The organism is Moorena sp. SIO3I6 (genome assembly GCF_010672095.1).
The window spans coordinates 17401-42701 of sequence record NZ_JAAHHU010000004.1 but is presented as its reverse complement, the minus strand read 5'-3'; the positions used below and the strand labels follow the sequence as shown (position 1 = coordinate 42701).

The window sequence follows — 25301 nt, the reverse complement described above, 5'->3', positions numbered from 1 at the left end:
AGGTCACAGGCTTCTAGCCTGTGCCACGCTACTAGATCGGTACTTTTGAATAAAATAACCATGATAGCTGACCACTGACTGCTGACTGCTGACCGCTGACCTAGGGTTTTAATTACGGGTGCAATTATTCACTACACCCCAGACCAAGTAACAAGGTCGGTCCCGACACCCTTAGGAGCTAAAAAGGCTGCTTGTTACCCCCTGAGGTTCACTTACTTACTCTGGTTAGTCTGCTGGTAAGTCTGCCAAGAAAGTTTTACGATTGCCAGATTCCGCCATAAAGTGCTTCTGCGGTTTCGGTTAGAGCGATTCTGGTCAAAGCGGTTGATGTATGTGAGGATGCGATCGCATTCTTTGCTGCTAACTATACTACAAGCCTGGCTCAGTAAACTATCTACTGAAGTAGTTCTACCCTTAGGAGTATACCAATTTGACGCCCATTTGGCATCCTGACCGTTGGGATAATCCCAATCTGACCCCGATTTGGCAGTCTTTCCGTCGGGATAATAATACCAATGTGACCATTTGAGCTGCTGACCGTTGGGATAATACCAATTTGACGCCCATTTGGCTGTTTCGCCATTTGGCCAGTATAACGAAGACCTCTGACCTTGCCTAGAACGTTTACAGGTAACTTGCTGTAAACCTCTAATTGTACTCACAAACTTTCTTCCCTTTTCTGTCATGCTGGCTAGTTCGGCCATGACGGTCAGGTCGAAGCAATCTTGAGAAGAATTTAGTAGTGACTCAATACTTGATGAACGTCTATTACGTCGATTACGTTGATTACTCTGTCTACTTGATGAACGTCGGTTACTCTGTCTACAGTATTTATATTCTAGGGTAGCCAGATTATCGCTATCTAAATTTTCGCGAATCGCCAAGCGACGGACAGCACGAATCTCGCTACATTGATTAGATTTAGAGGTAGCGCTGTCTTGGGGTTTTTCCTCATAAGCGCCTACCGGTGCAGATAGGTTATCGGTTCCTAAGCCAATAGTACATAGGGTCACGAGTGATAATAACACTCGAATTGGATATTTCATGGAGATGAATTTTCCTCAACACATCAATAATCTGAACAGCCAGGATTATCAAATTCCTTGGCTTATCACTGACTACTACAGACGTTAGATGATATCAAAAGTTTCACCATTGAAATAATTTTGGTCGCGATTCAATTTTAAGGATTGAGCTGTCAGTTATTAGCTATCAAAAGTTATGTTTAGGGACTTATAGCAGTTCTCAAGAAATTTAGTATAGGGTTTTAATTAGGGCTGTAATTATTCAGTAAACCCTACACCCAGTGGCTAGGAACTCAAACCCTTAGGAGCTAAAAAGCTGCTTGTTACTCCTTGAGGCTTAATCTGCTACTCTAGTAAGCCTGTCAAGAATTTGCATGATTGACAAATCCCGCAAGAAATTGTCTCTGCTCTCGGTTTCAGAGCGGTTCTGGTCATAGCGGTTCCGGTTATAGCGGTTCCGGTCAGAGCGGTTGATGTATGTGAGGATGCGATCGCATTCTGTGGTGCCAAAAATACTACAAGCCTCGCTCAGTAAACGATCCGCTGAAGTAGTCCTACCCTTAGGGGTATACCAACGTGACCCCGATTGGGCAGTCTGACCGTTAGGATACTTCCACGAACCTGATGACCCGAATTTGGCAGTCTTTCCGTTGGGATACTTCCATTGTGACCCGAATTTAGCAGTCCTTCCGTTAGTATACTGCCATTTTGACCCCAATTTGGCAGTCGTTCCGTTGGGATACTTCCATTTTGACCCTGATTTGGCTGTTTCCCCATTTGGCCACTCTAACGAAGACCTCTGACCTTGGCTAGGACCGTTGCAGATAACTTGCTGTAAACTTTCAATCGTACCCAAAAAGCTTCTTCCCTCTTCTGTCATGCTGGCTAGTTTTGCCATGGCGGTCAGGTCGAAGCAATCTTGAGAGGAATTTCGTGGTGACTGAATACTTGATGAACGTCGGTTACTCTGTCCACAGTACTTATATTCTAGGGTAGCTAGATTATCCCTATCTAAGTTTTCGCGAATCGCCAAGCGACGTACAGCACGAATCTCCCTACATTGATTAGATTCAGCAGATACGTTATTAGTCCCTAAGCTAATAGTACATAGGGTTAAGAGTGATAATAACACTCGAATCGGATATTTCATGGAGATCAATCTTCCTGAACACATCAATAGTATGAACAGCCAAGATTATCAAAGACCCTGACTTCTCACTGGCTAGTAGAGACGTTGGATGATATCAAAAGTTTCAGGGTTGAAATAATCTTGGTAGCGATTCTAAGGTATAGCAGTCGCTAGGGTAGTTAGGAGATGACAAAAGTCTCAAACCTAAGTAAGCGCAAGAGTTTGACTTCTGACTTCTGACTTCTGACTTCTGACTTCTGACTTCTGACTTCTGACTTCTGCTATAAGCATGGAGCTCTCAGAAAATGCTGTTGCATAAAAAATTACCAAAAGGCTGAGAAGTATATAGTTATGTATTCAATACTGAATTTTTGCGAGAGGTCAAGAGTACTAGGTATGATACCGGTATCCAGTGTTAATTGAATTGTTAGGTGCGCTCTTACCATTAAGAATTTAATTCGCCACGGGTCGCACCTGAAGTTAGCATAGATCATCCTCTCATAGTTCATTACCAGGACTTATATCAAATTGGGTAACAAACGCAAACGCGCTGATCTAGTATGGTGTGTTATCAACGCACCCTACCGGTAGATTTTATGGGTAAGTCCTGAGTAATTGACACAATTGACCGATTATTGGTGTAATCTGCAGTGACACGAAACATGCTGAAAACTATACTTATCAACTCTAAAACCAACGAGTTACAGGAAAAAACCCTGAAACCGGAAACTGGGATTCAAGGTGAGTATCTTATTGGTCGTCACTCGAGCTGTGACCTAGTTCTGAATAGTCCTGTAGTCAGTCGTGTACATGCCAGAATCCTATGCCAAGGGGGAAAGTATTACTTTACTGACCTCGGTAGCACCGATGGCTCTCGGATCAATAATGAGGAGATGGATGTTAACCAGAACTGGCTCCTGAGGGAAGAGGATATTATCCGCATCGGTGACTTTGTCCTGCTGGTCAAAGAAATACAGCTGTATGATTCTAAGCAGGAACAGAACCTAGTGGTAGATGACAATAGCACTGGAATGAAGCGGTGGACTAAGGGTAAGATTACTGTCCGCTGTGTGCAAATCATTGATCAGACCCATGATGTCAAGACCTTTCGCTTTGTAGCGGACCCGCCAATGTTGTTCAGCTACAAGCCAGGTCAGTTTGTCACTCTGGATTTGGAGATTGATGGCAAACCAGTTAAGCGTTCCTACTCAATCTCTTCGGCACCCTCACGTCCTTATACTTTGGAAATTACCGTCAAGCGAGTTCCAGCACCAGCCGATAATCCTGATGTTCCAGCGGGTTTGGTGTCTAACTGGTTGCACGACAACATCAAAGTCGGGTCCGAGGTGAGATTAAATGGCCCAATGGGGAAATTTACCTGTGCTGACCATTCTGCTAATAAACTGTTATTTATTTCAGCAGGTAGCGGGATTACTCCGATGATGTCGATGTCTGAGTGGCTTTGTGACATTGGGGCTGATGTTGATATGGTCTTTGTCCACAGCGCTCGTAGCCCAAAAGATATCATCTTCCGTCAGAAATTAGAGTTGATGGGGGCTTTGCACCCTAACTTTAAGCCTGCTATTACCACCACTCGTCCAGAACTTGACCAAGCTTGGTGGGGTTATACCGGAAGACTTAATCAAGCCATGGTGCAACAGATGGCTCCTGATTTTCGCGATCGCATTATTTATGTCTGTGGTCCGAATCCATTTATGGCAGGGGTGAAAGCCATGCTAGCCGGTCTAGACTTCCCGATGGAGAACTACTATGAAGAAAGTTTTGGTGGCAAAAAGCCCTCAAAACGCAAAGCAGTAGAACAGACTCCTGAAGCAGTCAAACCAGAAGGTCGTCCTAAACTGCACTTAGTTAAATCACCCTCAACCTGTTCAGAACCAACTGTAGTCTTTGCTAAGTCTGGGAAAGAAGTCACCTGTGATGCAGAGGATGTGATCCTAGATGTGGCGGAACAAGAAGGGGTGGCATTACCGAGCGGTTGCCGCATGGGAGCCTGTGGTGCTTGTAAGCAAAAGCTTCTAAAAGGGAAAGTCGAGTATGACGAGGAACCTGATGCTCTCGAAGAGGATGAACGGAACGAAGGCATGATTTTGACTTGTGTGGCTCATCCTGTAGGACAAGTGGTAGTTAGCGCATGAGCTAAGCTGTTCAGCATTTAGATTGGGATACCTAAATTGCTCAAAGGGAACAGGGAACAGGGAACAGGGAACAGGGAAAAACCAATTTAAATGCGCATCAGCTTATAGCAGTTCTCAATTGCTGTGAGGTACTTTCGTTCTAGGTTTTAGGGAGTCGGGAGTCGGGAGTCGGGAGTCGGGAGTACCTTATACATTATCTGTTTTTTTACAACAGTCATCTTTTCCCTTTTTGTTACATAAGGTGAATTCTTTATTGGCGCACTTTGCATCTAGTTTTGCGTAACTTGCTAGTGAAATTTCCCGCTTCGTTAGTATAGGATCAAAGTGAATCGACATTCAAGCGTGAATTGTCGTCGTCAAATCACAAAAATTAGTTTGAAGCCAAAATGAGTAAGACAATTTTAATTACAGGAGCAAGCAGCGGTATTGGAAAAGCAACTGCAAAATTGTTCCAGGAAAAGGGTTGGAACGTGGTAGCAACCATGAGAAGTCCAGAAAAGGAAACAGAACTAACTACCCTTGAGAATGTGTTGGTGACAAGACTAGATGTTTTAGACCAAGATTCAATTACAAAAGCCGTTGAGTTAGGTATTGAAAAATTCGACAAAATAGATGTTTTATTAAATAATGCCGGTTATGGTGCTTTTGGTACTTTAGAAGCAACCCCCAGGGAAAATATAACAAGACAATTTGATGTTAATGTCATCGGTCTATTGGATGTAACCAAAGCAATTATTCCCCATTTCAGGAAAAATAAAGATGGTATTTTGATTAATATTTCATCGATTGGTGGCAAAATGACATTTCCATTATTTTCATTATATAACGGAACTAAATTTGCTGTTGAGGGGATTTCCGAAGGTCTGAGTTTTGAACTGGAAGCAATTGGCTGCAAAGTTAAAATTATTGAACCAGGAGTGATTAACACTGATTTTGCTGGTCGCTCCCTTGATATGAGCAACGATGAAAGCCTAACTGAGTATCAAGAATTAATTGGTAAGCTGTTCAAAACTATGGAATCTTTCGGTGAGCAGGCTTCTGAGCCTATGGTTGTCGCTAACGTTATTTATGAAGCAGCGACAGATGGCACTGATAAATTGCGATATACTGCTGGCGAAGATGCCATGATGATGGTAGCTAATCGAAAAGAATTGGATGATAAGACGTTTATCCAAGGTATTAAAGAGCAATTTAGCATCTAGTTCAAATAGAGCGTTTCTCCTGAAGGGGCGAGGAAATAGCCTGGAATTATTGGTATGTAAAGCTAGTATAATTTTGGGCGTTGCTGCTTCAAGGAATGGTATAATACTCAAAAAACCATTCCTTGGATAAGCAACGCCCCAGAGGTAACCAAAGTCCCTTCAGCCATAAAAAAACAAAGCAGAGTCCATACAACTGTTTAGAGTGCAGTGCTTTCAGCCAGTATTAGGTATATTGCTCATCTGCGGGAAAACCAGACCAGTTCCCCTGTGAGCTACTCCCTACTCCCCTTTTAGCAGTTCGCGCTTATTGCTCAAATTCAGCAGCAGTTAGGGAACAATCTCCCCATAGCAACCTTGTTCCAAAGCCAAAGGATTGAAGAGTTAGCAACTATTCTCCGCCAGTGGAAAAATTCTTCTATCATCTGTGATTAAAAGATGTCGAATATTGGCTTTGCGTTAAAATGACAATACCCGGTTTTGATGAAAAAGGAAACCTACCACCTGGCATACATTGGACTACATGGCTAGAATTTCAAGAGCGTTTTGGTACTAACGTAACGCGGTTACGCCAGATAGAAGGACTCAAAAAAGCAATGGAGCAATTAAAGGCAGCGGGATGTAGAACCATTTATATCAATGGCAGTTTTGTCACAAGTAAGCCCAGACCAAATGATTATGATGCATGTTGGGATACAGAAGATGTGGATGTAAATTATATCCTTACTCATGCACCCAGATTACTCAATCCTATCGACCGCGATGCACAAAAAGCTATCTATAAAGGTGAGATTTTTCCTTCAGAGCAGCCAGTGGGCATTTACGAGATGAACTCCCTAGAATTCTTTCAAAAGGATAGGGATAAAAACGCCAAAGGAATTATTGCTATAGATTTATTGAGGTGGGAAGCATGATTAAAAATCAAAGACAGTATGACTACAGCCAAGAATTAGTTCGTCAATTTGAATCTGACTTATCTGTTTATGACGCTCAAGATGAAGATATAAAAAAAAATGATTGTTGGTGGAAGATTAAGCGCGATTCATTACAAAGTCATCTTAATGCTTTAAAAGCCGAAGTTGCTGAATACGAAACCCTCATCAACCATGACGATCGTACTCCAATTGTTCTGAAGCTTGATGATATTAAAAATATCCCACAACTTATTATCAAAGCTCGTATAGCTGCTAATCTAAGCCAAAAACAACTGGCGGATATCGCTGGTTTAACCGAGGAAAAAATCATAGAATATGAAGATAAAGACTACCAAACAGCGAGCCTTATAGATTTTTTGTTTGTCCTTGATGCCCTGAATATTAAGCTCCAAAAAGGTGAGTTTTTAGTTCCTATAGATACTCTCAGAATGTAAGCTATCAGCTATCAGCGTGTCGCGTATCAGCTATCAGCTGATGCGCGCTTGGGCACGCTAGGATCAGGTTAAAAGAATTGACCCAAACAGGATCAGAAATGGGTAACCGTTCGCGTAGCGGCTCGATCCGAGCATCGCTAACCCATTGGTTACCCATAGGTTGGGATCATGCCACCTTCAGCAATGACTCCTTCAAGCGAGTTTGGTCAAACCCCCGCTGATGAAGCAGTACCCAGGATTCGATCAAATCAGGACCATTGACATCCCCAGTTAGTGCAGCACGAAGCGATCGCATAACCAATCCCTTCTTGACCTTGTGCGCTTTTGTGACTTGGTTAATAATCTGCTTAGCTTCCTCTGGAGTCAGCTGTTGGTAATTACCGAGTTGGTCAAGAATAGCTTGCACCACCTCACTAGCACCAGCTTTCTTGAGCTGCTCTACTGCCTGCTCCGTGTACTCAACTGACTCAGTAAAGAACATTCGAGTCATATCTACTGCTTCTGGCAAGCGAGTCAAACTTGGCCCAATCATAGCAGTCAACCGTTCCAGCCAAGGGCGATTTTCCACAGGATCACAGTTGTAGCCAACACTTTCCCAGTAGGGGATTAGCAAGTCCACTAACTCAGATGCACTCATCTGGTGGACATATTGACTATTAATCCAATCCAGCTTAGCCCAGTCAAACTTTGCCCCAGCTGGGTTCACCCGTTCAAAACCGAACTTTTGAGCAGCTTGAGCCAAAGTAAAGATTTCCTGAGTAGAGTCAGGGGGAGACCATCCCAGCAATGTCATATAATTAACCATCGCCTCAGGGGTAAAGCCCATGGCTTTGAAGTCAAAAATAGAGGTTACACCATCGCGCTTGGATAGCTTCCGTCCCTCTTGGTTAAGAATCAGAGGTGTATGGGAAAATTCTGGCACTACACTCCCTAGGGCTTCATAGAGCAAAATCTGTTTAGCAGTATTTGCAATATGGTCTTCACCGCGAATGACATGGGTAATATGCATATCAATGTCATCCACCACCACAGCTAGGTTGTAGAGAGGCTGACCGATATCATTCTCTTGAGATGCCCTAGCAATCACCATATCACCTCCAAGGTCACTGCCTTTCCAGGTGACTTTACCTCGGACGAGATCATTCCAGACAATCTCCCGGTCATTATCAATCATAAAGCGGATCACCGGCTTGCGCCCTTCCGCCTCAAATGCTGCTTGTTGTTCTGGTGTCAAATTGCGATGGCGATTGTCATAGCGGGGGGCTTCTTTTCTAGCCTTTTGAGCTTCCCGCAGTTGTTCTAGTTCCTCAGCTGTGGTGTAGCAGCGATAAGCCAATCCCTGGTCTAAGAGTTGTTGAATAGCAGCACTATAAAGGTCAAGACGTTGGGATTGGAAGAATGGTCCTTCGTCCCATTCCAGTCCCAGCCAAGTTAAACCATCAAGGATGTTTTGGGTATATTCCTCTCGCGATCGCGTTTGATCGGTGTCTTCAATGCGCAGAATAAACTTACCGCTGTGGCGACGGGCAAATAGCCAGTTAAATACAGCGGTTCTAGCGGTACCAATGTGTAAATTTCCGGTTGGACTTGGGGCAATACGGACTCTAACTGTCACAGCTGATTGCTAAGAAGTTAATTACTATAGTCTTTTCGTATCTATTGTACCTGTAACAATCAACTACTCCGGCGGTTATCATCTTTAGGAGCAGTCAAAATTATCCCATATAGCACTAAGCATTAAGGTGTTTGACATTGATACAAGCAGCAAAAGCCGTTATGGTAAACTTTTGCCTTTTGCCTTTTGCCTTTTGCCTTGCGCGTAGCGCCATATTTCTTCTACGGGACTGACGGGGCTCGAACCCGCAACTTCCGCCGTGACAGGGCGGTGCTCTAACCAATTGAACTACAGTCCCAATCTCCGAGCCATTTACTATTATTATGTATGACTGGTGTATTTGTCAAGGCTTTTTTTGAAAAAAACTGAAAAATACTTTGAGCAGTCACCTTAGAGCTCTGAGCTCTCAGCCGATTTACCTTGAGCTCACCCTCGACCAATGATCGAAGGCTCAGTTTATGGCTGGAACCATTATAACCTATCCCAGCGCTTACGCAATAGGGTGGGCTAATCACCCACCCTAGGACTCACTATTATTTTTTCAAGACCAAATACCTTATGTACTGCTATGCCAGAATCACCGTTCTCTGTTGGTATTGGAGACTTTTGAGATTAAAATTGCCTCTGAAGCTGTTCTGCTGAATGGATAAAATCGTTCCAGGCTAAGAATTAATAGGAGCATCAAAACCTGTACTGGCCAAGGTGCCATAGCAAAACCAAATATTAGACAGACAATGGTACTGCCTACTCCCAATAGGCGAGGGATTTCGTGAGAGACTCTCCAAGATATCAAGATGCTCCCTAGGGCAGTTACCAGAAGAATTAGAAAAAGTGGAAGCATATTAATCACCTGTTATAAAAGAAATTCTAGACTTCAATAATTTCCAGACCTCTCAATACCAGACCTCTAAAAATTATAGAGAGGGCTCCCCTCCATCCAATGATGGCGAAAGCCCCCTTTAGATTTAATTTAGCATCTAGCTATACATTTTGTGTGTAAGCTAGAGCACAAAACCTAATAAGTTAAGAAATTGTTGCATAACTTCATGCTAAGTTTTGAAAGTTAATAGTATTGGGCAAAGTGTTGGGCAAAGTGTTGGGCAAAGTGTTGGACAAAAAGTTGACTAGCCACTGCTTGAGGTGATATGTAGCGCGGCAGTCATCTTCATTGTAGCGCTGGATCATTTCGAGAATAGAGTGATTGCCTGTTTTTAACCACTGGTCATACAAACACACACATTCGGAGCCAGTCATATCCGGATCGCGCCACTCAAACCCCAACCATCTAGCCAGATTTTTCAGAGAATAACTCTCCACTGGCATGGTCACAGTATCAATAACTATTTGATGAACATCCACGAAACGATCTAGCAGGGGTCTAACTATATGTCGTGGAGTTTGGTAAAGGGTTGCTAAGCGCTTGACCGTGTCAACTTCATACTTTGAAAAATGGAAGATTGGGGCATCTGGATAACGCTCAACTAAGTCTAAAAATTGTAGCCAGATGAATCCTTCTTGCCAAGAATGTTCTGCGAATAGGTTATGGAAAGTCTCAGTTTCAGTGCGTCGATCAATCACCAACACCCCTAGCAAATACTCCAGGGGCAAATCAGGCTGTGCTTCAATATCAAAATAAAGCTCAACAGATGCTGTCGGTAAAGAGTTTTGATTCGGGAGGTCTGCCGAGATTTTGGCATTACCATTCCCTCGCTCTAGTTGTTGGTATTCAAGTATACTAAAGTAGTGTTTGGGATAGAGCAGCACCCGGTTTTGTACCTGAGATTGGGCTTGCTGCACCAGCTGGAAAGCTACTAAGCTACCAAAGCTTGGCTCTAATTCACTAATTGTGGACGTGGCTAAGGATTCGATTGTGGTTACTCCCAAAGCCTTCAAATCCCGATAGCGGCTGGGTGTTACTCCAGGCAATAGGGAAATGTGCTCTACAGATTTAGCGATCGCATAACAACTGTGATACCAACAGCAAAGACTACACCGCTGACGGGAAATGAAAACCTCTGGTTCTTGTCGCTCCAATAGAGTCTCAATACATTCCGATAGCAGTTGTTCCATCAGTGGCACCCATCGTTCAATTACCACGGTGTAGGACTTTTGGTTACGCAAAATTAATGAGGCAGTGGTCGGCCACTGTCCTTGTACTGCTGCTAACAGCTGAGCACGAAAAGCGGTAAGGATTTTATACTCTGGCTTGGGCCGTTTGCTGAGCTTAATGGTGGTGGGAACATAGATCCAATCACCAAAATTAGAACGTCCCGGCTGTTTGACTAGCAAATCAGGAAAACATAGCAATGTCACCCCGTCACCAGTTGGCATCAACAGTACCCCTCCAGAAATGTACTCTGTCCCTTGTTGCATTAGTTTCAAGGTGGCCTGTGCAGCAGCGTGCCAATCTGTTCTGCGGTAGCGGGGTGAGTGGTGGGGCACAGTAGCCAGAATCTGTTGTTTATGGTCTCGGCTTTTCTGTTGCAGTTTCAGCCGAAAATCTGAGGGTGGGTCTTGCTCTGTGGGATCTCCATAAATGTCCAAAAAAGCCCGACGCCGACAGCGTTTGTAATCTAAAAGTAATGCGTCCGTCAGCAGCATAATTATAGTTTCAGCTAACCCGTCATGGCTGGTAACACTCGCCGCTCCGGTAAGATGTCACCAGCCATGCAGGATGAATCAATCCGGTCAACCCGGATTGATTGATCAATCCAGGGTTTATCCCGCTTTTATTAATTTATGTAAATTTACCGAAACATTGACTGAGCAACCAGGGATTACTTAACAATTATTTACATAAAGGCTTGATTTAATTTTACCGAATCCCACCGCCCAAAAGTCTAGTAATCACGGGCTTTGGCTTTCTAATCAAGGGGAATCAAAGCAAGACTGGCAACGGAATCGACTCTGGCAAAAAAAACTAATTATGACACCGCGCTGGTAAAATCTTTATAAAAGATTAAATCTTTAAGAGATCACTGTAAGAGTCTATCAAAAACAGGAGAACACAAATTGACTTACTCAATCTTGCTTGCTGCTGCATCTGCCGTTCCCAACACCCTGGAATGGAGTCCGACAGTCGGAATCATCATGATTATCTGCAATGTCCTAGCGATTGCATTAGGAAAAGCTACTATCCAGAATCCTAGCGCAGGGCCAGCGTTGCCTATGCCTGAGTTCTTCGGTGGCATGGGTTTTCCCGCATTACTAGCAACCACTAGCCTCGGTCACATCATAGGACTAGGCACTATCTTAGGATTGGCTAACATGGGGATTATCTAGAGCTTAGGAGCTCTAGGGTATAGGGCGAACTGGGATAGTGATGATGGTCAGGTTGATCCAGGGCTGATAATTCACAGCAGATTCTCACCCAGTCACTCGGTCATGCAGTAATCCTAGACACGATTACCCTATACCCGATCTTCTAACAGGTATCCCTGCTTGGCCAATAGTGCTGTACCATAAGCAGCCGCTGTGTGAATAGATGGCAACATCGGTACCATGAGCTGACGCTCTCGAATCCTTGTCCAGGTAGGATTTTTGGCACCACCACCAGCAGTATAGACACAGGTTTTGGGACTTGCTCCGAGCTGTTGTAACAAACGATACCCCCTAGCTTCAATTCGGGCTATGCTTTCAAGGATTCCTTGGAGAAATTCCACGGAATTATCGGGTTTGGGTTCCAATCTTGGGGGGAGATCCGGGTCATTAATGGGAAAGCGATCGCCTGGTCTAAGTAAGGGATAATAATCCAAGGCACTTTCTTGCTCGGGGTCGATTTGAGAGCTGAGACTTTCTAATTCTCTGTCACTGAAAAAGTGGCGTAGTACTGCTCCACCGGTGTTGGATGCGCCACCGGTAAGCCATAAATTTCCCAATCGATGACTGTAAATGCCAAATCTGGCGTCTTCTACACGAGTGGTACTCAATAGTTTCAATACCAAGGTAGACCCAAGGGAGGTTACCGCTTCACCCGGTTGTTTGGCACCACTAGCGATAAATGCGGCAATACTATCGGTGGTACCTGTACAGACTAGACAATCTGGTGATAATCCCAAGCAGTGAGCTACCTCAGGGGTTACAACTCCAACTGGTGTACCCGGGGCGAAGACGTTGGGTAGCATGGGTGACACCGGTAGCTGTTTGATCCAGTCAGGATAGCAAAGATTTTCAGGATTATAACCAAGCTTTAAAGCATTGTGATAATCACTTATGCCTAGTTTTCCATGCAATAGAAAGGCTAACCAGTCCGCTTGATGGAGGAAGTATAGGGGATTAGTTTCAGCACAGATGTTGCTGATCAGATCTGTACAGTCATACCACCAGAGAAGTTTGGCAAGGCTGGAGGTAGCACTTAAAACGACATGGTTGGGAGGAGCAATGGTTCTAAGTTGTTCCATCACAGCTACTCCTCGTGGATCGTTGTAAAGGATGGGTGCATCTACTGGTTGACCGATGCGATCGCATAACAAAACTGTTGCGGAGGTGCCATTAATTGCGATCGCATTAATTTCACCCTTGATTGACTGGGGAATTTGCTCAATCAGGGAAAATAATACCTTCTGCCAGTGTGTTGCGGTATCGATGGTGATGGCTTGGATTGGAAAGGGATATTGAGTCTCGGCAAAGATAGTACCAACAGAGTCTATCACTACTGCCCGTGCGCCAGAGGTTCCGAAATCGATGCCTAGATAGACAGTCATTAGGGATTATGGATTATGGATTATGGATTAGATTATGATGCAACCGTCAACATTCAACCTACCCTAAACCGAGCGCCAAGGGAACATTCAAGCTACCCAGGGTAAACGCATCTAATTTTATGAGTCCTATATATTTCTTTTTATTAAATAAGCACTATATGTTAAAAATGCCTTGTTAACAAGGACAATCAGCCAGGGTTTATTGAGAACTATCCCAGCAATTCTCATTGACCGGTTATATGTATTTCCATAGTTGGGAACATCTGCTCACTTTCATGCTCCAGGGATTGGAGTTAGAACTCCCTCCCAACACTAGTTGATATTTCATACTGAGACTTGCTCGAACTATCCCCGGTTTATTGACAAGATGCGTTTCCCCTGTTAACCTTTATACCTGAAAATCTAAGTAGGTGGATTTAATGATCCCTAAAATAGCGATTGATATTCAAAATGATGAAAACAACTTGAATACAGGCTTCCAGCTTCATTCTCGGATTCTGAGTTTTAAGGTTTATTTATGCCCACCTACTTAATTGCTGGAGAGGTCTAATCTACTCAACTATCATTTTTATTGGAACACAGCAAGGTGGAGACTGCTTTAACACGTAATCCAAATCTAGATATAACTACACTCTTGTCCCCTAACCTGAAGGGTAAGAAAGACCCCACAGATCCCCTGATTGGGCCCCGTCCAGATTGGTGGTGGACTGGGCTGCGACCTACAGAAGTCCTACATGCCATGCCGAACCCAAATCTAGCCACCTGCACGCGCCGCGAGATTCTGGACTACTTCGATAATGGCTGGCTGATGACCGAAGTTTTGTTGTCAGCACTACAGGGAGAACGGGCATTCCTCGACCCACCCTACCACCAACTTCGTCATCCTCTAATCTTCTATCTATGCCATCCAGCCGTGCTTTACATCAACAAGCTTCGGCTAGCTGGACTAATCCATGAGTCGATTGATCCATACTTCGAGCAATTGTTTGAAACTGGCGTTGACGAGATGTCCTGGGACGATATGTCCAAGACTGAAATGGATTGGCCGTCAGTCCGTGAAGTAGTGGAGTACAGACGGAGTACCTACAAGATTGTCCGAGCATTGATTGAAACCCTGCCCGCCCTGGAAGACGGCCATCCACCCATCACTATGGACAATCCCGCATGGGCACTATTCCTAGGATTTGAACACGAACGCATCCACATCGAAACTTCCAGTGTCTTGCTACGAGAGTTGCCACTGTCGGTTTTGCGTCGGCCAGAAGCATGGCCAAACCTGCATCCTTCAGCATTTACAGAGAGTCAGACCGTTGAGAACGAGTTAATCGCCGTTTCCAGCAAGACCGTGACCTTGGGTAAGCCTTGGGAAGAACCCTGCTTTGGTTGGGACAACGAGTATGGTTCACGGCAGGTAAGGGTTCGGAGTTTTCAAGCCAGTCGATACTTAGTCACCAATCGTGAATTCTACGAGTTTGTTGTCGCTGGCGGATACCAGCAACCGAAATACTGGACAGAAGAGGGCTGGGCCTGGAAGCAAAATCGCAATACTAAATGGCCGACCTTCTGGGTGGCTGATGGGCCAGCAGGACTGCACCAGTATCGACTGCGGACGCTGTTTGAGGTGGTGGATCTACCTTGGTCTTGGCCGGTTGCTGTCAACTGGTATGAAGCGAAAGCCTACTGTGCTTGGAAGACTGAGCAGGATAACAGCCCCATCCCTTATAGACTCTTAACGGAAGCCGAACATCATTGCTTGGGCGGGGGCAAGGAGCCAGTTAATTTGAATCTAACTTGGGGATCTCAAACCCCAGTGAATGCTCTACTGCCTAACGAAGCTGGATTTTACGATGTTTTTGGCAATGTCTGGCATTGGTGTGAGGATGATTTCAATCCTTTGGAAGGGTTCCGGGTCCACCGGCTCTATGATGACTTTAGTACCCCTTGTTTCGACGGTGAACATAAGATGATTCTCGGCGGGTCTTTCATAAGTACTGGTGATGAAGCGACCCGGTGGGCAAGGTTTCACTTCCGGCCTCACTTCTTCCAGCACGCAGGATTTAGGCTAGTTCGATCTGATGATGGTGACGCCACCTGCGATGCAGTACTTATTAGTAGCCAAAGCAGTGGGGTTAAAGCCTATGAAGGTGATAAAATTCTAGCAGAAAACCTGATGCTGCATTATGGGTCGGCTGATGAAGCAATGCCCTACAACTTCGGACCGAAGGATGCCGTGGGATTTCCTCAAAGCATTGCCACACTAACCTTGGAGACAGCCGAACACCTGGGAATCAAGACCAATCGGGCTTTGGATGTTGGCTGCTCCGTTGGCGGCTCAACCTTCGAGCTGGCCCGGGGATTCGAGTCAGTGTTAGGGATCGACCTCAGTGCCACCTTTATTGAAGCTGCCGAGACGCTACGTCGCAAAGGCAGACTGGTTTATCGTCGCCGCGATGAAGGGGAAAACACGAGCCAAGCTGAAGTTTGCTTGCCAGAAAACCTGGATCGCAGTCGGGTGACCTTCCGCCGTGCGGATGCCTGTGCGTTGCCCCCTGAACTCGTTGGGTTCGATGTGGTGTTAGCGGCTAATCTGATTTGTCGTCTACCGAGTCCTAGAGCATTTCTCAGTCGGTTGTGCGGCGCACGCGGGCTAGTAAGGTCAGGTGGACTACTGGTACTAGCAACACCGTTCACCTGGGATGAGCGTTTCACGCCACGGGATGCTTGGCTGGGCGGGCATGATGGCAAGGCTTCCTTTGCTACATTACAAGCAGAGCTAAACCGAGATTTTGAATTGCTCGAAACACAGGATATGCCCTTCCTGATCCGGGAACACGCTCGTAAGTTCCAGTATGTTATCACCTTAGTCAGTTTGTGGAAACGGCGTGACAGTTAAAAAATCTCGGAACGTTGGGTCTTCGGTACTTACTGTTATAAATTGATAGTCTAGCACAGTAAGTACCGAAGACAAAAAAAATTTAGAGGATCTTATAAAAATGAACAAATTCAAAGCGATAATCGACAGGGCTAGCAATGAGGCAGATGAGGAACTTAAAACCCTACAGGATCTTGAAATCTTTGTTCTAGATAATTCTGTTCGTGAAACTACTGTGGGAACTGCTCGTGGTCATGTTCTTGAAGATAAAATCAACATCTTAAAGGCTATTGCTGAAACTGAACTCAATGAAGTGATTCTTGGCACTTATGGAGCTAACAGAAACGTTGATGACCAAATTCCAAAACATTGGATTGAGTTGGGGGGATCCTTAGATAATATGTGGGGATTTAGCGAAGCTTACAGTGCTTTAGATAAATATGGAGTTCCCATTGATGAGCCAGCAGATGGATTGTTGGAAATGGTCAACGATCATAAGATGAGTAATGCTATTATCGAAATAGATTTATGTAGTCCTGCCATCAATTATGAGCAGTTCGATCTCAACCAGTTCATTTTAAACCAAGTGGAGTGGGCTAATAAAAATTTGATTCCACGTGGTGAAAAAAAACTCCCTCCACGCATTCTTGTAAATTTAAGAGATTTCGCAAATTTTGAAACCGATACAGAGGGTTTGACCAGAGCTCTACATCTGATTGAATCCTTGGGCAATCTGCCCAGTAATCAGCGTCCCTTTGGACTGATGATTGAGGAACCAACCGGTTTTTTGCTTCCAGAAACTGTAAGCAAACTGACTCGTATTATTCGTGAAACCATGATTTCGGCAAATTGGTCACATGGTAAACTACTGGTTCACGTACATTGTGGTTTTGGCCTTGCAGAGTCAACAGTTTTAGAAGCATTGGCGAATGGTGCTGATGGGATATGGAGTGCCGTTTGCAAGGCCGGGGCAGCTTTAGGGCATTCATGCTCAAGTATTACATTAACAAATCTAGCCCGGCTTGGCAATAAATTTGTAACTCGTACATACAACCTGCCAGCCATTATTAAAGCTGCCCGCAAAGTACATACCATTGCATCAAAAGAACCTGTTCCTAGGGATCAAGAAGTTTATGGTAAGGAAGCCTTCGATCTCGTGTTCGGTGGATGGCATGGATTCATGGGAGATAAAATGGGTGCTGTTGCTAGAATGATTGGTGTTAAGCAAACTATTAGAATCAGTGATTTTGCCAATGCTGAAATGCTAAATCAAGCTATGATTGAACGATTCGGCGAACCAGAAAAAACCGGATGGGATGAAAACTTATGCAAAAAGATGGAAGAAAAAATTGATGAGCACTTACTTCTAGGAAACAGCTTTAACTACAATACCATCATTGGGTTAGCCCAACTGTATGAATATAGTGGAGGATGTATTTCATCATCCATGCTTAAAATTATCACTTCAGATAGCGATATTTCTGATGAACACCCACTTATCATTAGTCTGAAACAACGATGGAAAAAATTGTCAGAAAAAATAAATTCGCCGTCTCATAAAAATCAATAATAACTGACTTCAAATTATAGCATATTTTGGCAAAATCCAGAGATTACTAAAACGATGGAAGAGATACCCATCCATCATTTTCTTGATGATATTTTCACAGGTGTTAATGTCACAGAAAAACCAAGGGAGATGATTTGCAATTTGTTAGATGTTGACGGTAACGGTTATGTATCTTGGCAAGAGTTTGTCTTTCGTTTGAAATGGGCTATACAACAGAAGGGTCTACTCTACTACCCAACACCGGAAGCATTAATTTTGGGAACTTTTGAATTCATCTTACAGGACTTTTCATAGGGATGGAAAGGTGCGCTTGACCCGTGGCGAATTTAATTACGGGTCAAGGGCACCTAAATTGATAATTTATAATTTGGAATTATACTTCATTCTAAATTCTACCAAAATTAAATCTTTAGCCCACTGCAAAACCTGTATATTGCCGTACTTGAGGATGGCGGAAACCAAGTACAATATCGTTTGCGGGAATACCTGCTTCCAGTAAATCGGTAGCAATCCCCTCTTCCGTATCATCGTATTGAATCCAAATTGTGTCACCAATTAAATCTAGGTGAATTGGTGTAGCGTGTAGGTAATAGTCATCATTCCAACCGATGTCTAATACTAAATAGTGTCCTCGCTGATCATCGAAAAGCACTTGAGAGTCATAGCTGTCAGGTAGGGAAGCACGATAGTCAGCGTGTTCCATTAATACTTTTTTGATGATGTCTTGGTAGTTTAATCTGGTATCCATTCAATGAAGGTTTCACTGTGGAGTTGAGGTTGTTTCTTTCAAATTAAGCGATCGCGTAGCGTAGCCCTTCGGGCTACGCTACGCGATCGCATCAAAAAAGCCATTGCTCAAACATCCCCTATAACTGACCCACTGAACACTAAGCAATAAGCACTAAGCACTCAGCAGTCCTTCCTGTCGCGGGTACTCCTGTAAAACCTCCTTCAAATACTTCCCGGTATAGGACTTAGGATTGTTTGCTACCTCCTCTGGTGTTCCAGAGGCAATGACTTCTCCCCCTTTATCCCCACCTTCTGGTCCTAAGTCTATTACCCAATCAGCACAGCGAATCACATCTAAATTGTGTTCAATCACCAAAACAGAATTTCCTTTATCTACCAACCGCTGCAATACATTCAACAAGTGATGAACATCATAAAATGACAATCCTGTTGTCGGTTCATCGATTAAATACAATGTCTTTCCCGTTGCCCGACGTGACAATTCTGTTGCCAACTTCACCCGTTGTGCTTCTCCACCAGATAATGTCGGTGCTGGTTGCCCTAAGTGGATATATCCTAACCCTACATCTACTAAAGTTTGTAACCGAGATGCTGCTCTTGGAATATTCTTAAATACCTCCAATGCTTCTGCCACTGGCATATTTAAAATATCAGCAATGGAATATCCTTTATACTTCACTTGCAACGTTTCTCGATTATATCGCGCTCCCTTACAAACGTCACATTGTACATAGACATCGGGCAAAAAATTCATCTCAATGATATTCACCCCCTGTCCCGAACAAGCTTCGCAACGTCCCCCTTTGACATTAAACGAAAATTGCCCTGGCTTGTAACCTCTAGCTTTAGCTTCAATAGTTTTAGAAAATACCTCTCGAATTGCATCAAACACTCCTGTATAGGTAGCAGGATTAGACCGGGGAGTGCGACCAATGGGAGATTGATCGATTACGATTGCTTTATTAATAGCGTTGAGTCCCTCAACTTGATCCAATTCTTTGGGAAAGGGTACTTTACGAGTCATATGATGTTGTAATGCCGGGTAAAGTAATTCATTGACTAAGGTAGATTTCCCAGACCCAGAGACACCTGTAATGCTAACTAATTTCCCTAGTGGTATCTCTACCTCAATGTTTTTAAGATTGTTACGATGAGCATTTTTAATCACAAAAGAACGACCATTACCCTCTCGACGTTTACTAGGGGTTTCAATTACTTGCCGTTTTGATAAATACGCTCCCGTCAGGGAATTATCACTTTTGATTATAGTCTCTAAATCCCCTTGAGCAACAATTTCTCCCCCATGAATTCCAGCTTTCGGACCAATATCGACAATATGATCGGCAGTACGAATGGTTTCTTCATCATGTTCTACAACAATCAAGGTATTGCCCAAATCCCGCAATTTGATTAGGGTAGTCAGTAACCGTCCATTATCTCTTTGGTGCAATCCAATACTTGGTTCATCTAATACATACAGAACTCCAGTTAAGCCTGCTCCAATCTGAGTCGCTAGGCGAATCCGCTGAGCTTCTCCACCGGAAAGGGTCATGGCTGGACGGTCAAGGGTAAGATAATCTAATCCTACATCAATTAGAAATTGTAATCGGGCTTTAATTTCTTTGAGGGCAAGGTCTCCAATTTGAGCTTGGCGGGGGGATAGTTGTAAGTTATCAATCCGTTGACGACATTGGCGAATTGAGACACTAGTTAAATCATCAATATGATATTGTCCTAACCGCACGGAGAGTGCTTCTGGTTTGAGCCGTTTACCATGACACTCTGGACAGGGTTGATAAATTAAATACTGCTCTAGTTTTTGTTTTGATGCTTCAGAGCTAGTGTCTTTATACTGTTTTTCTAGAATCGGGATAATGCCAGCATAGCGCTTGTAGTATCCTTTTTCTTTGCCATAAGCAGAATCATTTTGAATATAAATTTTTTCGTCGGTGCCGTAGAGCAGAATCTCTTGTTGTTCAGAGGTTAGCTGATTCCAGGGAGTTTTGATTTCAAAACCATAGGCTTCTCCTACGCTATAGAGTAGGGAAATGTAGTAGGTGTTGTCTTTTTCTGACCACGGGGCAATAGCACTATATAATGGTTGAGTAGGGTCAGGTACTACTAGTTCTGGAGAAAAGGTTTGTAAATTACCGATACCGTGACAAAATGGACAAGCACCATAGGGGGAATTAAAGGAAAATAATCGGGGAGATAATTCTTCCATTACTGCCCCATGTTCTGGGCAAGCAAAGTTTTCTGAAAATACGATTTCTTGAGGAATGTCTTGGTCAGATGAACTGCCATTTTTTGGAGGAGTACGTCTATAATTATGATCAGATTTGACTTCTGCTGACTGTGCTGATGTATTATCTAAAACTTGGATAACTGCAATTCCAGTAGAACGTTTTAGGCAAGTAGCAAGGGAATCGGTAATCCGTTCTTGAATACTAGGCTTTTTGATGAGACGGTCAACCACCACTTCAATGTTGTGGGTATAATTTTTATCCAATTCGATGGTATCGGAGAGGTCAAAGGTTTCACCATCGACTCTGACCCGCACAAATCCTTCCGTGGCTAAGCTGGATAATAGTTTCTTGTGAGTGCCCTTTTTGCCTCGGATAACCGGAGCCAGGATATGGAAGCGAGTCCGGTCAGGGAGTTCCATAATGCGATCGCACATCTGGTCGATGGTCTGGGGCGCAATATTGCGATCGCATTTGGGACAATGGGGTTCACCAGCCCGTCCAAACAGTAATCGCAGGTAATCGTAAATTTCCGTAACTGTACCAACGGTGGAACGGGGGTTATGGGATGTAGATTTCTGGTCAATGGAGATAGCGGGGCTTAAGCCTTCGATGGCATCCACATCCGGTTTATCCAGTTGTCCGAGGAATTGACGAGCATAGGCACTCAGGGATTCTACATAACGGCGTTGTCCTTCCGCAAAGATAGTGTCGAATGCCAGGGAGGATTTGCCGGAACCGGAAACACCAGTAAAGACAATAATGCGATCGCGTGGCAGTTCCAGATCAATGTTTTTCAGGTTATGCTGTCTAGCCCCCCGAATCCGAATGGTGTTTTGAGCAGAGTTAGGGGTGTGGTCCTGGGTGTGGTTGAGGTTAGAGGATTTTGGCATGACCGACAGCGGCTTTAAACTCCTTAACAATAGTAGCGCTATCCGTTCCCATAGTAATGTTCAATAAGCATTCAGCCGTTTGCCGGACGCCCTCTAGCTTTCAGCTTCAGCGATCCCAGACTTCAATTATATAGTTTTTGTATAGTTTTCAGTAAGCTCGCGCACACTCCAAAGCCCACTCCCGAGCTCCTGAGCCCCCCTGCCGATTCAATCTATAAATTATAGAGAATAGATACAGCGTTTTTCATAACTATGAGCTACACAGGTTTTTTGCCCTGTTCCGAAGTCCCTGTTCCGAAGTCCCTGCTCCCTGCTCCGAAGTCCCTGCTCCCTAAAATCTATAACGAAAGTACCTCACCCAATTCAAAACCGCTGTATTATAGTTACTTAGAGCTGATTCGTAAAGTAAATCTTAATAAGTCTGAAAGCCTTGCTATGATTGTCTTTTCGGTATTAAATAGTTCAATTGTTCTATTTTAGCGCAAGCCTTATCCTACAAGGTTTAGTGCGAGTTTACGAATCAGCTCTTAAACCGACATGAACTGACCATTACGTCTAAGTCAAATGATATTACTATGGAATCGAAAATTCTGGAACTTTTTGCGCAGTGAAAACCTTGATAAAGTAATGGGGGTTATTATAATAATCATTACCATTAACACCATCACTATATCATGGCTGGAACCAGATATCTCAAAAGCAGATGCTTTCTGGTGGAGCATCGTCACCCTAACAACTGTTGGCTATGGTGATATCACCCCTGTCACAGTTGGTGGTCGCGTTATTGCTATTCTCGATATGTTTGTGGGGATTGGATTCTTAGCCATCTTCACCGCTAGCCTCGCTGGTATTTTTGTCGATCAAAAACTCAAAAATGATCTAGGTATGGGATCTTATAATTTTAACAATCACTTGATTATTTGCGAATGGAATTCTAGAGCAAGATTTATCATCAATGAGTTGCGAAGGTTTCCTAAAACTCAAGATGAGAAAATTATTTTAATTGCTAATATAGACCGGAAGCCTATCGAAGACAATAATTTGTTTTTTCTTAAAGGTAATGTAAGTGATGAAACCTTGATTCGAGCCAACTTGATCCAGGCTAGAACTGTTATAATTTTAGGGGATGACAGTATAGATGACACAGCTCGCGACGCAAAAGTTATACTATCTACCCTGACAGTAGAAAGTATTAATCCCAAGGCTTACACAGTTGTGGAGCTGGTAGATGAAACTCATGTTAAATCCTGTCAGCGGGCTAAGGTTGACGAAATAATCGTTAGTAGTGAGTTAAGTAGTATGCTCATTTCCCAAGCTGCTCTTAACCATGGAATTACCAAAGTTGTCTCTGAAATATTAAGTACTCAAACTGGGAACAAGCTTTATAAAATTGCGATTCCTGACTCTCGGGTTGGTAGTTCCTTTATGGAAGTATTTACGTATATGAAGCAAGCCTATCAAAGTATTGTCTTAGCGGTACAAAAAGGAATTGAAGGAGACGTTATCTCCAATCCACCGACAGATTATAAACTTGAGAATGGTGACTATTTAATTGTCGTTTCTCAACACGAACCACGACTGCTAAAGAAATCTTAAACGAGAAATCTTAAACGTAAGTGTGACCTGTGAACTGTGACCTGTGATGTGTTAAGTAACAATTTGAAATTTGAAATTTGAAATTTTCAATTGACGAATACCCTTCCAGGATAAGTAGTCAACCGCAACTAATATCACGTCGTCATTCCAGGCTGATAGAGGCTGGAAATTATCAGTAAATTATCAGCAAATTTTCAGCCTCTGTTCAGCAACAACTAAACCAAGAAACCAATAATCCTAGTCAAGCTACTAACCTAAAATTATCCACTTGATGGGGTGCCAGCAAAATCAGTTTTGAACACTAAGTTTTGAACACTAAGTTTTGAATACTAAGTTTTAAACACTTAGCTGATTAACTCTACGGATAATGATGTAGCTACATAGATAGTTGAGCAACACACTCATTGACAAATCTACCATATTGATATCATTGATCAGGATCACCATGAAGCATTCAATTATTAAATCACTCAAAATCATCACCATGGTTACGGTAACCTCTACACTAGCCATGGCATCTAGCGCAACAGCAGCTACCCTCAAGGTGACAATTCAAAGCCTGGCACCGGACAACGGCACGTTATTGACTCCAGTCTGGGTAGGTTTTCATAATGGTCTTTTTGATATTTATGATCGGGGTGAGGCAGCTTCACCAGGACTTGAGCGCATTGCTGAGGATGGCAATGCAGCAGTGCTTAGTGAAGAGTTTTTTGCTAGTGGTGCGGGTTCAGTTGATGGGGTAATTCCTGGTCCAAATGGTCCAGTTGCTTCTGGGGATATTGCCCAAGCCACATTTACTGTAGATTCTACTAGCCGTTACTTCAGCTACGCAGCAATGATTCTTCCCAGTAATGATGCTTTCATTGCTAATGGCAACCCCTTGGCTATTGAGATTTTTGATGAAGAAGGTAATTTCACTGGAGCTGACTTTACCGTTCTCGGTTCTCAAGTTCTGGATGCAGGTACTGAAGTTAACGACGAGCAGGAGACGACTACTGCTTTCTTCGGTCAAACTATTCCTGATACCGGTACACCAGAAAACGGAGTTGTCACCCTGCATCCAGGTTTTATTCCAGGTGGACCGATTTTATCAACTCCGGCGTTTGCTCAAGCTGACTTCACAGTGGATGGCTACCAGATAGCACGTATCAAAGTCGAGAAAGTGCCAGAATCTTCTACTACTGGAGGATTACTTGCTATCGGTGGGTTGTTATGGCTGGGTAGCCGCTGGCGTCAGAGTCTTAACAGATTCGCCTAAATCCCTTTGGCAATTGACCATTGACAATTTTAAATTGTTTTCCCTTCTTGATTAACAACACTACATAACTAGTCAACATAAGTAGTGCAACATTTAACCTGTACAAACCTACTCACAAGCAGATAGGACGATGGTATAGCATTAGTTTTAACTAATGGTTGTTGCCGACAAAGCAATGCCAAAAGCATTGCGCTATTTTTATTAATGGAGGCTCTTCTGCCTACTCTCAAACCGCACTGTAACTTCACTCAGTCCATTATTTTACGTCGCTTAACTTACGACCAGCTGCCAAAGCTTTTAGTTCTTCGTTGGGCGGTAGTCTTCCGAAGTTAAACAAGTTACTAACTTATTTGATTATAAAACAGTAGATAATGTTTGACAAGGTTTAGAGAGCTATAAGGCTAATAGTTGCACCTCAACTAGACTCAAGTTGACACTCCCCGGTCATTAGACGCGGGGATTCTTGCTTGGCCGTAGGCCACGCTACGCGAACAATGAGTCAACTTAACTTGCTCAACCAGACCGGAGCCAGGAAGAGTAGAGATCGATTCTCCACAAGCGTTTAGATCTTTCACGTTCGCGTAGCGTGACCTACGGTCAATCCAGGTTCCAGTGTGCCGGAAACGAAACCTTAGTAGAGGGTCGCCTTAGTTAATAAGTTTTGACCCTTTTTCTCATAGCCAGTCCCCTGTAAAGGCGACCCTCTACTTACGGTAACTTCAAACCCCACCGTACCCAAGGCTGTTACGGTCGATGCCTGGTATTATCCAGGGCACCTCCGCTTTCGGCTAAGGCCGACGCTGCGCGAACAGAACTGGACGTGAGACTTTCACCTCATCCAGCTCCTAAGTAGACCTCTCCAAAAACTTGAAAGGGGAGCATGTCACTTATGCAGCAACATTAGTACGCTTATCTGGGGAATG

Annotated in this window: 20 protein-coding genes and 1 tRNA gene; 11 read left to right on the top strand and 10 right to left on the bottom strand. The window is 43.7% G+C overall.

The genetic code is table 11. The features are described 5' to 3' along the window. Nucleotides 1-212 precede the first annotated feature (212 nt). Both F6K49_RS02680 and F6K49_RS02675 read right to left on the bottom strand, forming a co-directional pair. Nucleotides 213-1046 (bottom strand): hypothetical protein, encoded by an 834-nt coding sequence (locus F6K49_RS02680; RefSeq protein WP_293093976.1) that lies wholly within the window; start codon nucleotides 1044-1046, stop codon nucleotides 213-215. Nucleotides 1047-1362: 316 nt separating this feature from the next. Continuing rightward, the gene (locus tag F6K49_RS02675) at nucleotides 1363-2175 is read right to left on the bottom strand and encodes a hypothetical protein (protein ID WP_293093973.1); all 813 of its coding nucleotides are present in this window, start codon (nucleotides 2173-2175) and stop codon (nucleotides 1363-1365) included. Nucleotides 2176-2804: 629 nt separating this feature from the next. Between F6K49_RS02675 and F6K49_RS02670 the strand changes: the two genes are divergently transcribed. After that, on the top strand, nucleotides 2805-4310 hold the full coding sequence (locus F6K49_RS02670) for an FHA domain-containing protein (RefSeq protein ID WP_293093970.1): 1506 nt from the start codon (nucleotides 2805-2807) through the stop codon (nucleotides 4308-4310). Between the two features lie 146 nt (nucleotides 4311-4456). On the opposite strand, the gene F6K49_RS02665 is transcribed toward F6K49_RS02670, so the two are convergent. Further along, entirely contained in the window at nucleotides 4457-4579 is a 123-nt protein-coding gene (locus F6K49_RS02665) for a hypothetical protein (RefSeq protein WP_269087005.1), read from the bottom strand. Between the two features lie 117 nt (nucleotides 4580-4696). On the opposite strand from F6K49_RS02665, the gene F6K49_RS02660 reads away from it, so the two are divergent. From F6K49_RS02660 to F6K49_RS02650, 3 genes are all read left to right on the top strand, one after another. Continuing rightward, complete coding sequence (locus F6K49_RS02660; protein WP_293093967.1) at nucleotides 4697-5512, top strand: SDR family oxidoreductase; 816 nt, start codon at nucleotides 4697-4699, stop codon at nucleotides 5510-5512. Nucleotides 5513-5973: 461 nt separating this feature from the next. Continuing rightward, on the top strand, nucleotides 5974-6423 hold the full coding sequence (locus tag F6K49_RS02655) for a hypothetical protein (RefSeq protein WP_293093964.1): 450 nt from the start codon (nucleotides 5974-5976) through the stop codon (nucleotides 6421-6423). Next, nucleotides 6420-6878, top strand: a complete 459-nt coding sequence (locus tag F6K49_RS02650; RefSeq protein ID WP_293093961.1) for a DNA-binding protein — start codon at nucleotides 6420-6422, stop codon at nucleotides 6876-6878. Before F6K49_RS02655 ends, F6K49_RS02650 begins: the two co-directional genes overlap by 4 nt. Before the next feature lie 166 nt (nucleotides 6879-7044). On the opposite strand, the gene gltX is transcribed toward F6K49_RS02650, so the two are convergent. The 4 genes from gltX to F6K49_RS02630 form a co-directional block, all read right to left on the bottom strand. Then, the gene (gene gltX / locus F6K49_RS02645) at nucleotides 7045-8493 is read right to left on the bottom strand and encodes a glutamate--tRNA ligase (protein ID WP_293093958.1); all 1449 of its coding nucleotides are present in this window, start codon (nucleotides 8491-8493) and stop codon (nucleotides 7045-7047) included. A 224-nt stretch (nucleotides 8494-8717) separates the two neighbouring features. Continuing rightward, a tRNA-Asp gene (locus F6K49_RS02640) sits at nucleotides 8718-8791 on the bottom strand. A gap of 279 nt (nucleotides 8792-9070) precedes the next feature. Then, a complete protein-coding gene (locus tag F6K49_RS02635) occupies nucleotides 9071-9334 on the bottom strand; it encodes a hypothetical protein (protein WP_075899859.1) in 264 nt (87 codons plus the stop codon). 203 nt (nucleotides 9335-9537) lie between these two features. Next, nucleotides 9538-11094, bottom strand: coding sequence for a TM0106 family RecB-like putative nuclease (locus F6K49_RS02630; protein ID WP_293093953.1), 1557 nt, complete (start codon nucleotides 11092-11094; stop codon nucleotides 9538-9540). A gap of 411 nt (nucleotides 11095-11505) precedes the next feature. On the opposite strand from F6K49_RS02630, the gene psaK reads away from it, so the two are divergent. Further along, nucleotides 11506-11775, top strand: a complete 270-nt coding sequence (gene psaK, locus F6K49_RS02625; protein WP_075899863.1) for a photosystem I reaction center subunit PsaK — start codon at nucleotides 11506-11508, stop codon at nucleotides 11773-11775. A gap of 128 nt (nucleotides 11776-11903) precedes the next feature. Here the strand turns inward: psaK and F6K49_RS02620 are convergent, their stop codons facing one another. Next, entirely contained in the window at nucleotides 11904-13196 is a 1293-nt protein-coding gene (locus F6K49_RS02620) for an FGGY-family carbohydrate kinase (RefSeq protein WP_293093950.1), read from the bottom strand. A gap of 586 nt (nucleotides 13197-13782) precedes the next feature. On the opposite strand from F6K49_RS02620, the gene ovoA reads away from it, so the two are divergent. The 3 genes from ovoA to F6K49_RS02605 all read left to right on the top strand — a co-directional run bounded on the left by ovoA (nucleotide 13783) and on the right by F6K49_RS02605 (nucleotide 17932). Continuing rightward, complete coding sequence (gene ovoA / locus F6K49_RS02615) at nucleotides 13783-16089, top strand: 5-histidylcysteine sulfoxide synthase (RefSeq protein ID WP_293093947.1); 2307 nt, start codon at nucleotides 13783-13785, stop codon at nucleotides 16087-16089. Nucleotides 16090-16189: 100 nt separating this feature from the next. Beyond that, entirely contained in the window at nucleotides 16190-17638 is a 1449-nt protein-coding gene (locus F6K49_RS02610; protein ID WP_293017576.1) for a hypothetical protein, read from the top strand. A 54-nt stretch (nucleotides 17639-17692) separates the two neighbouring features. Then, nucleotides 17693-17932: an EF-hand domain-containing protein gene (locus tag F6K49_RS02605; protein WP_293064743.1), complete on the top strand. Its 240-nt coding sequence runs from the start codon at nucleotides 17693-17695 to the stop codon at nucleotides 17930-17932. Between the two features lie 115 nt (nucleotides 17933-18047). On the opposite strand, the gene F6K49_RS02600 is transcribed toward F6K49_RS02605, so the two are convergent. Both F6K49_RS02600 and uvrA read right to left on the bottom strand, forming a co-directional pair. Further along, complete coding sequence (locus F6K49_RS02600; protein WP_293017336.1) at nucleotides 18048-18386, bottom strand: XisI protein; 339 nt, start codon at nucleotides 18384-18386, stop codon at nucleotides 18048-18050. 153 nt (nucleotides 18387-18539) lie between these two features. Next, entirely contained in the window at nucleotides 18540-21524 is a 2985-nt protein-coding gene (gene uvrA / locus F6K49_RS02595) for an excinuclease ABC subunit UvrA (protein ID WP_293064739.1), read from the bottom strand. A gap of 252 nt (nucleotides 21525-21776) precedes the next feature. On the opposite strand from uvrA, the gene F6K49_RS02590 reads away from it, so the two are divergent. The 3 genes from F6K49_RS02590 (at nucleotide 21777) to F6K49_RS02580 (ending at nucleotide 24378) form a co-directional block, all read left to right on the top strand. Continuing rightward, a complete protein-coding gene (locus F6K49_RS02590) occupies nucleotides 21777-22004 on the top strand; it encodes a hypothetical protein (protein WP_293080378.1) in 228 nt (75 codons plus the stop codon). A 147-nt stretch (nucleotides 22005-22151) separates the two neighbouring features. Then, complete coding sequence (locus tag F6K49_RS02585) at nucleotides 22152-23120, top strand: potassium channel family protein (protein ID WP_229415318.1); 969 nt, start codon at nucleotides 22152-22154, stop codon at nucleotides 23118-23120. A gap of 445 nt (nucleotides 23121-23565) precedes the next feature. Further along, nucleotides 23566-24378 (top strand): spondin domain-containing protein, encoded by an 813-nt coding sequence (locus F6K49_RS02580; RefSeq protein WP_293017340.1) that lies wholly within the window; start codon nucleotides 23566-23568, stop codon nucleotides 24376-24378. Nucleotides 24379-25301 lie beyond the last annotated feature (923 nt).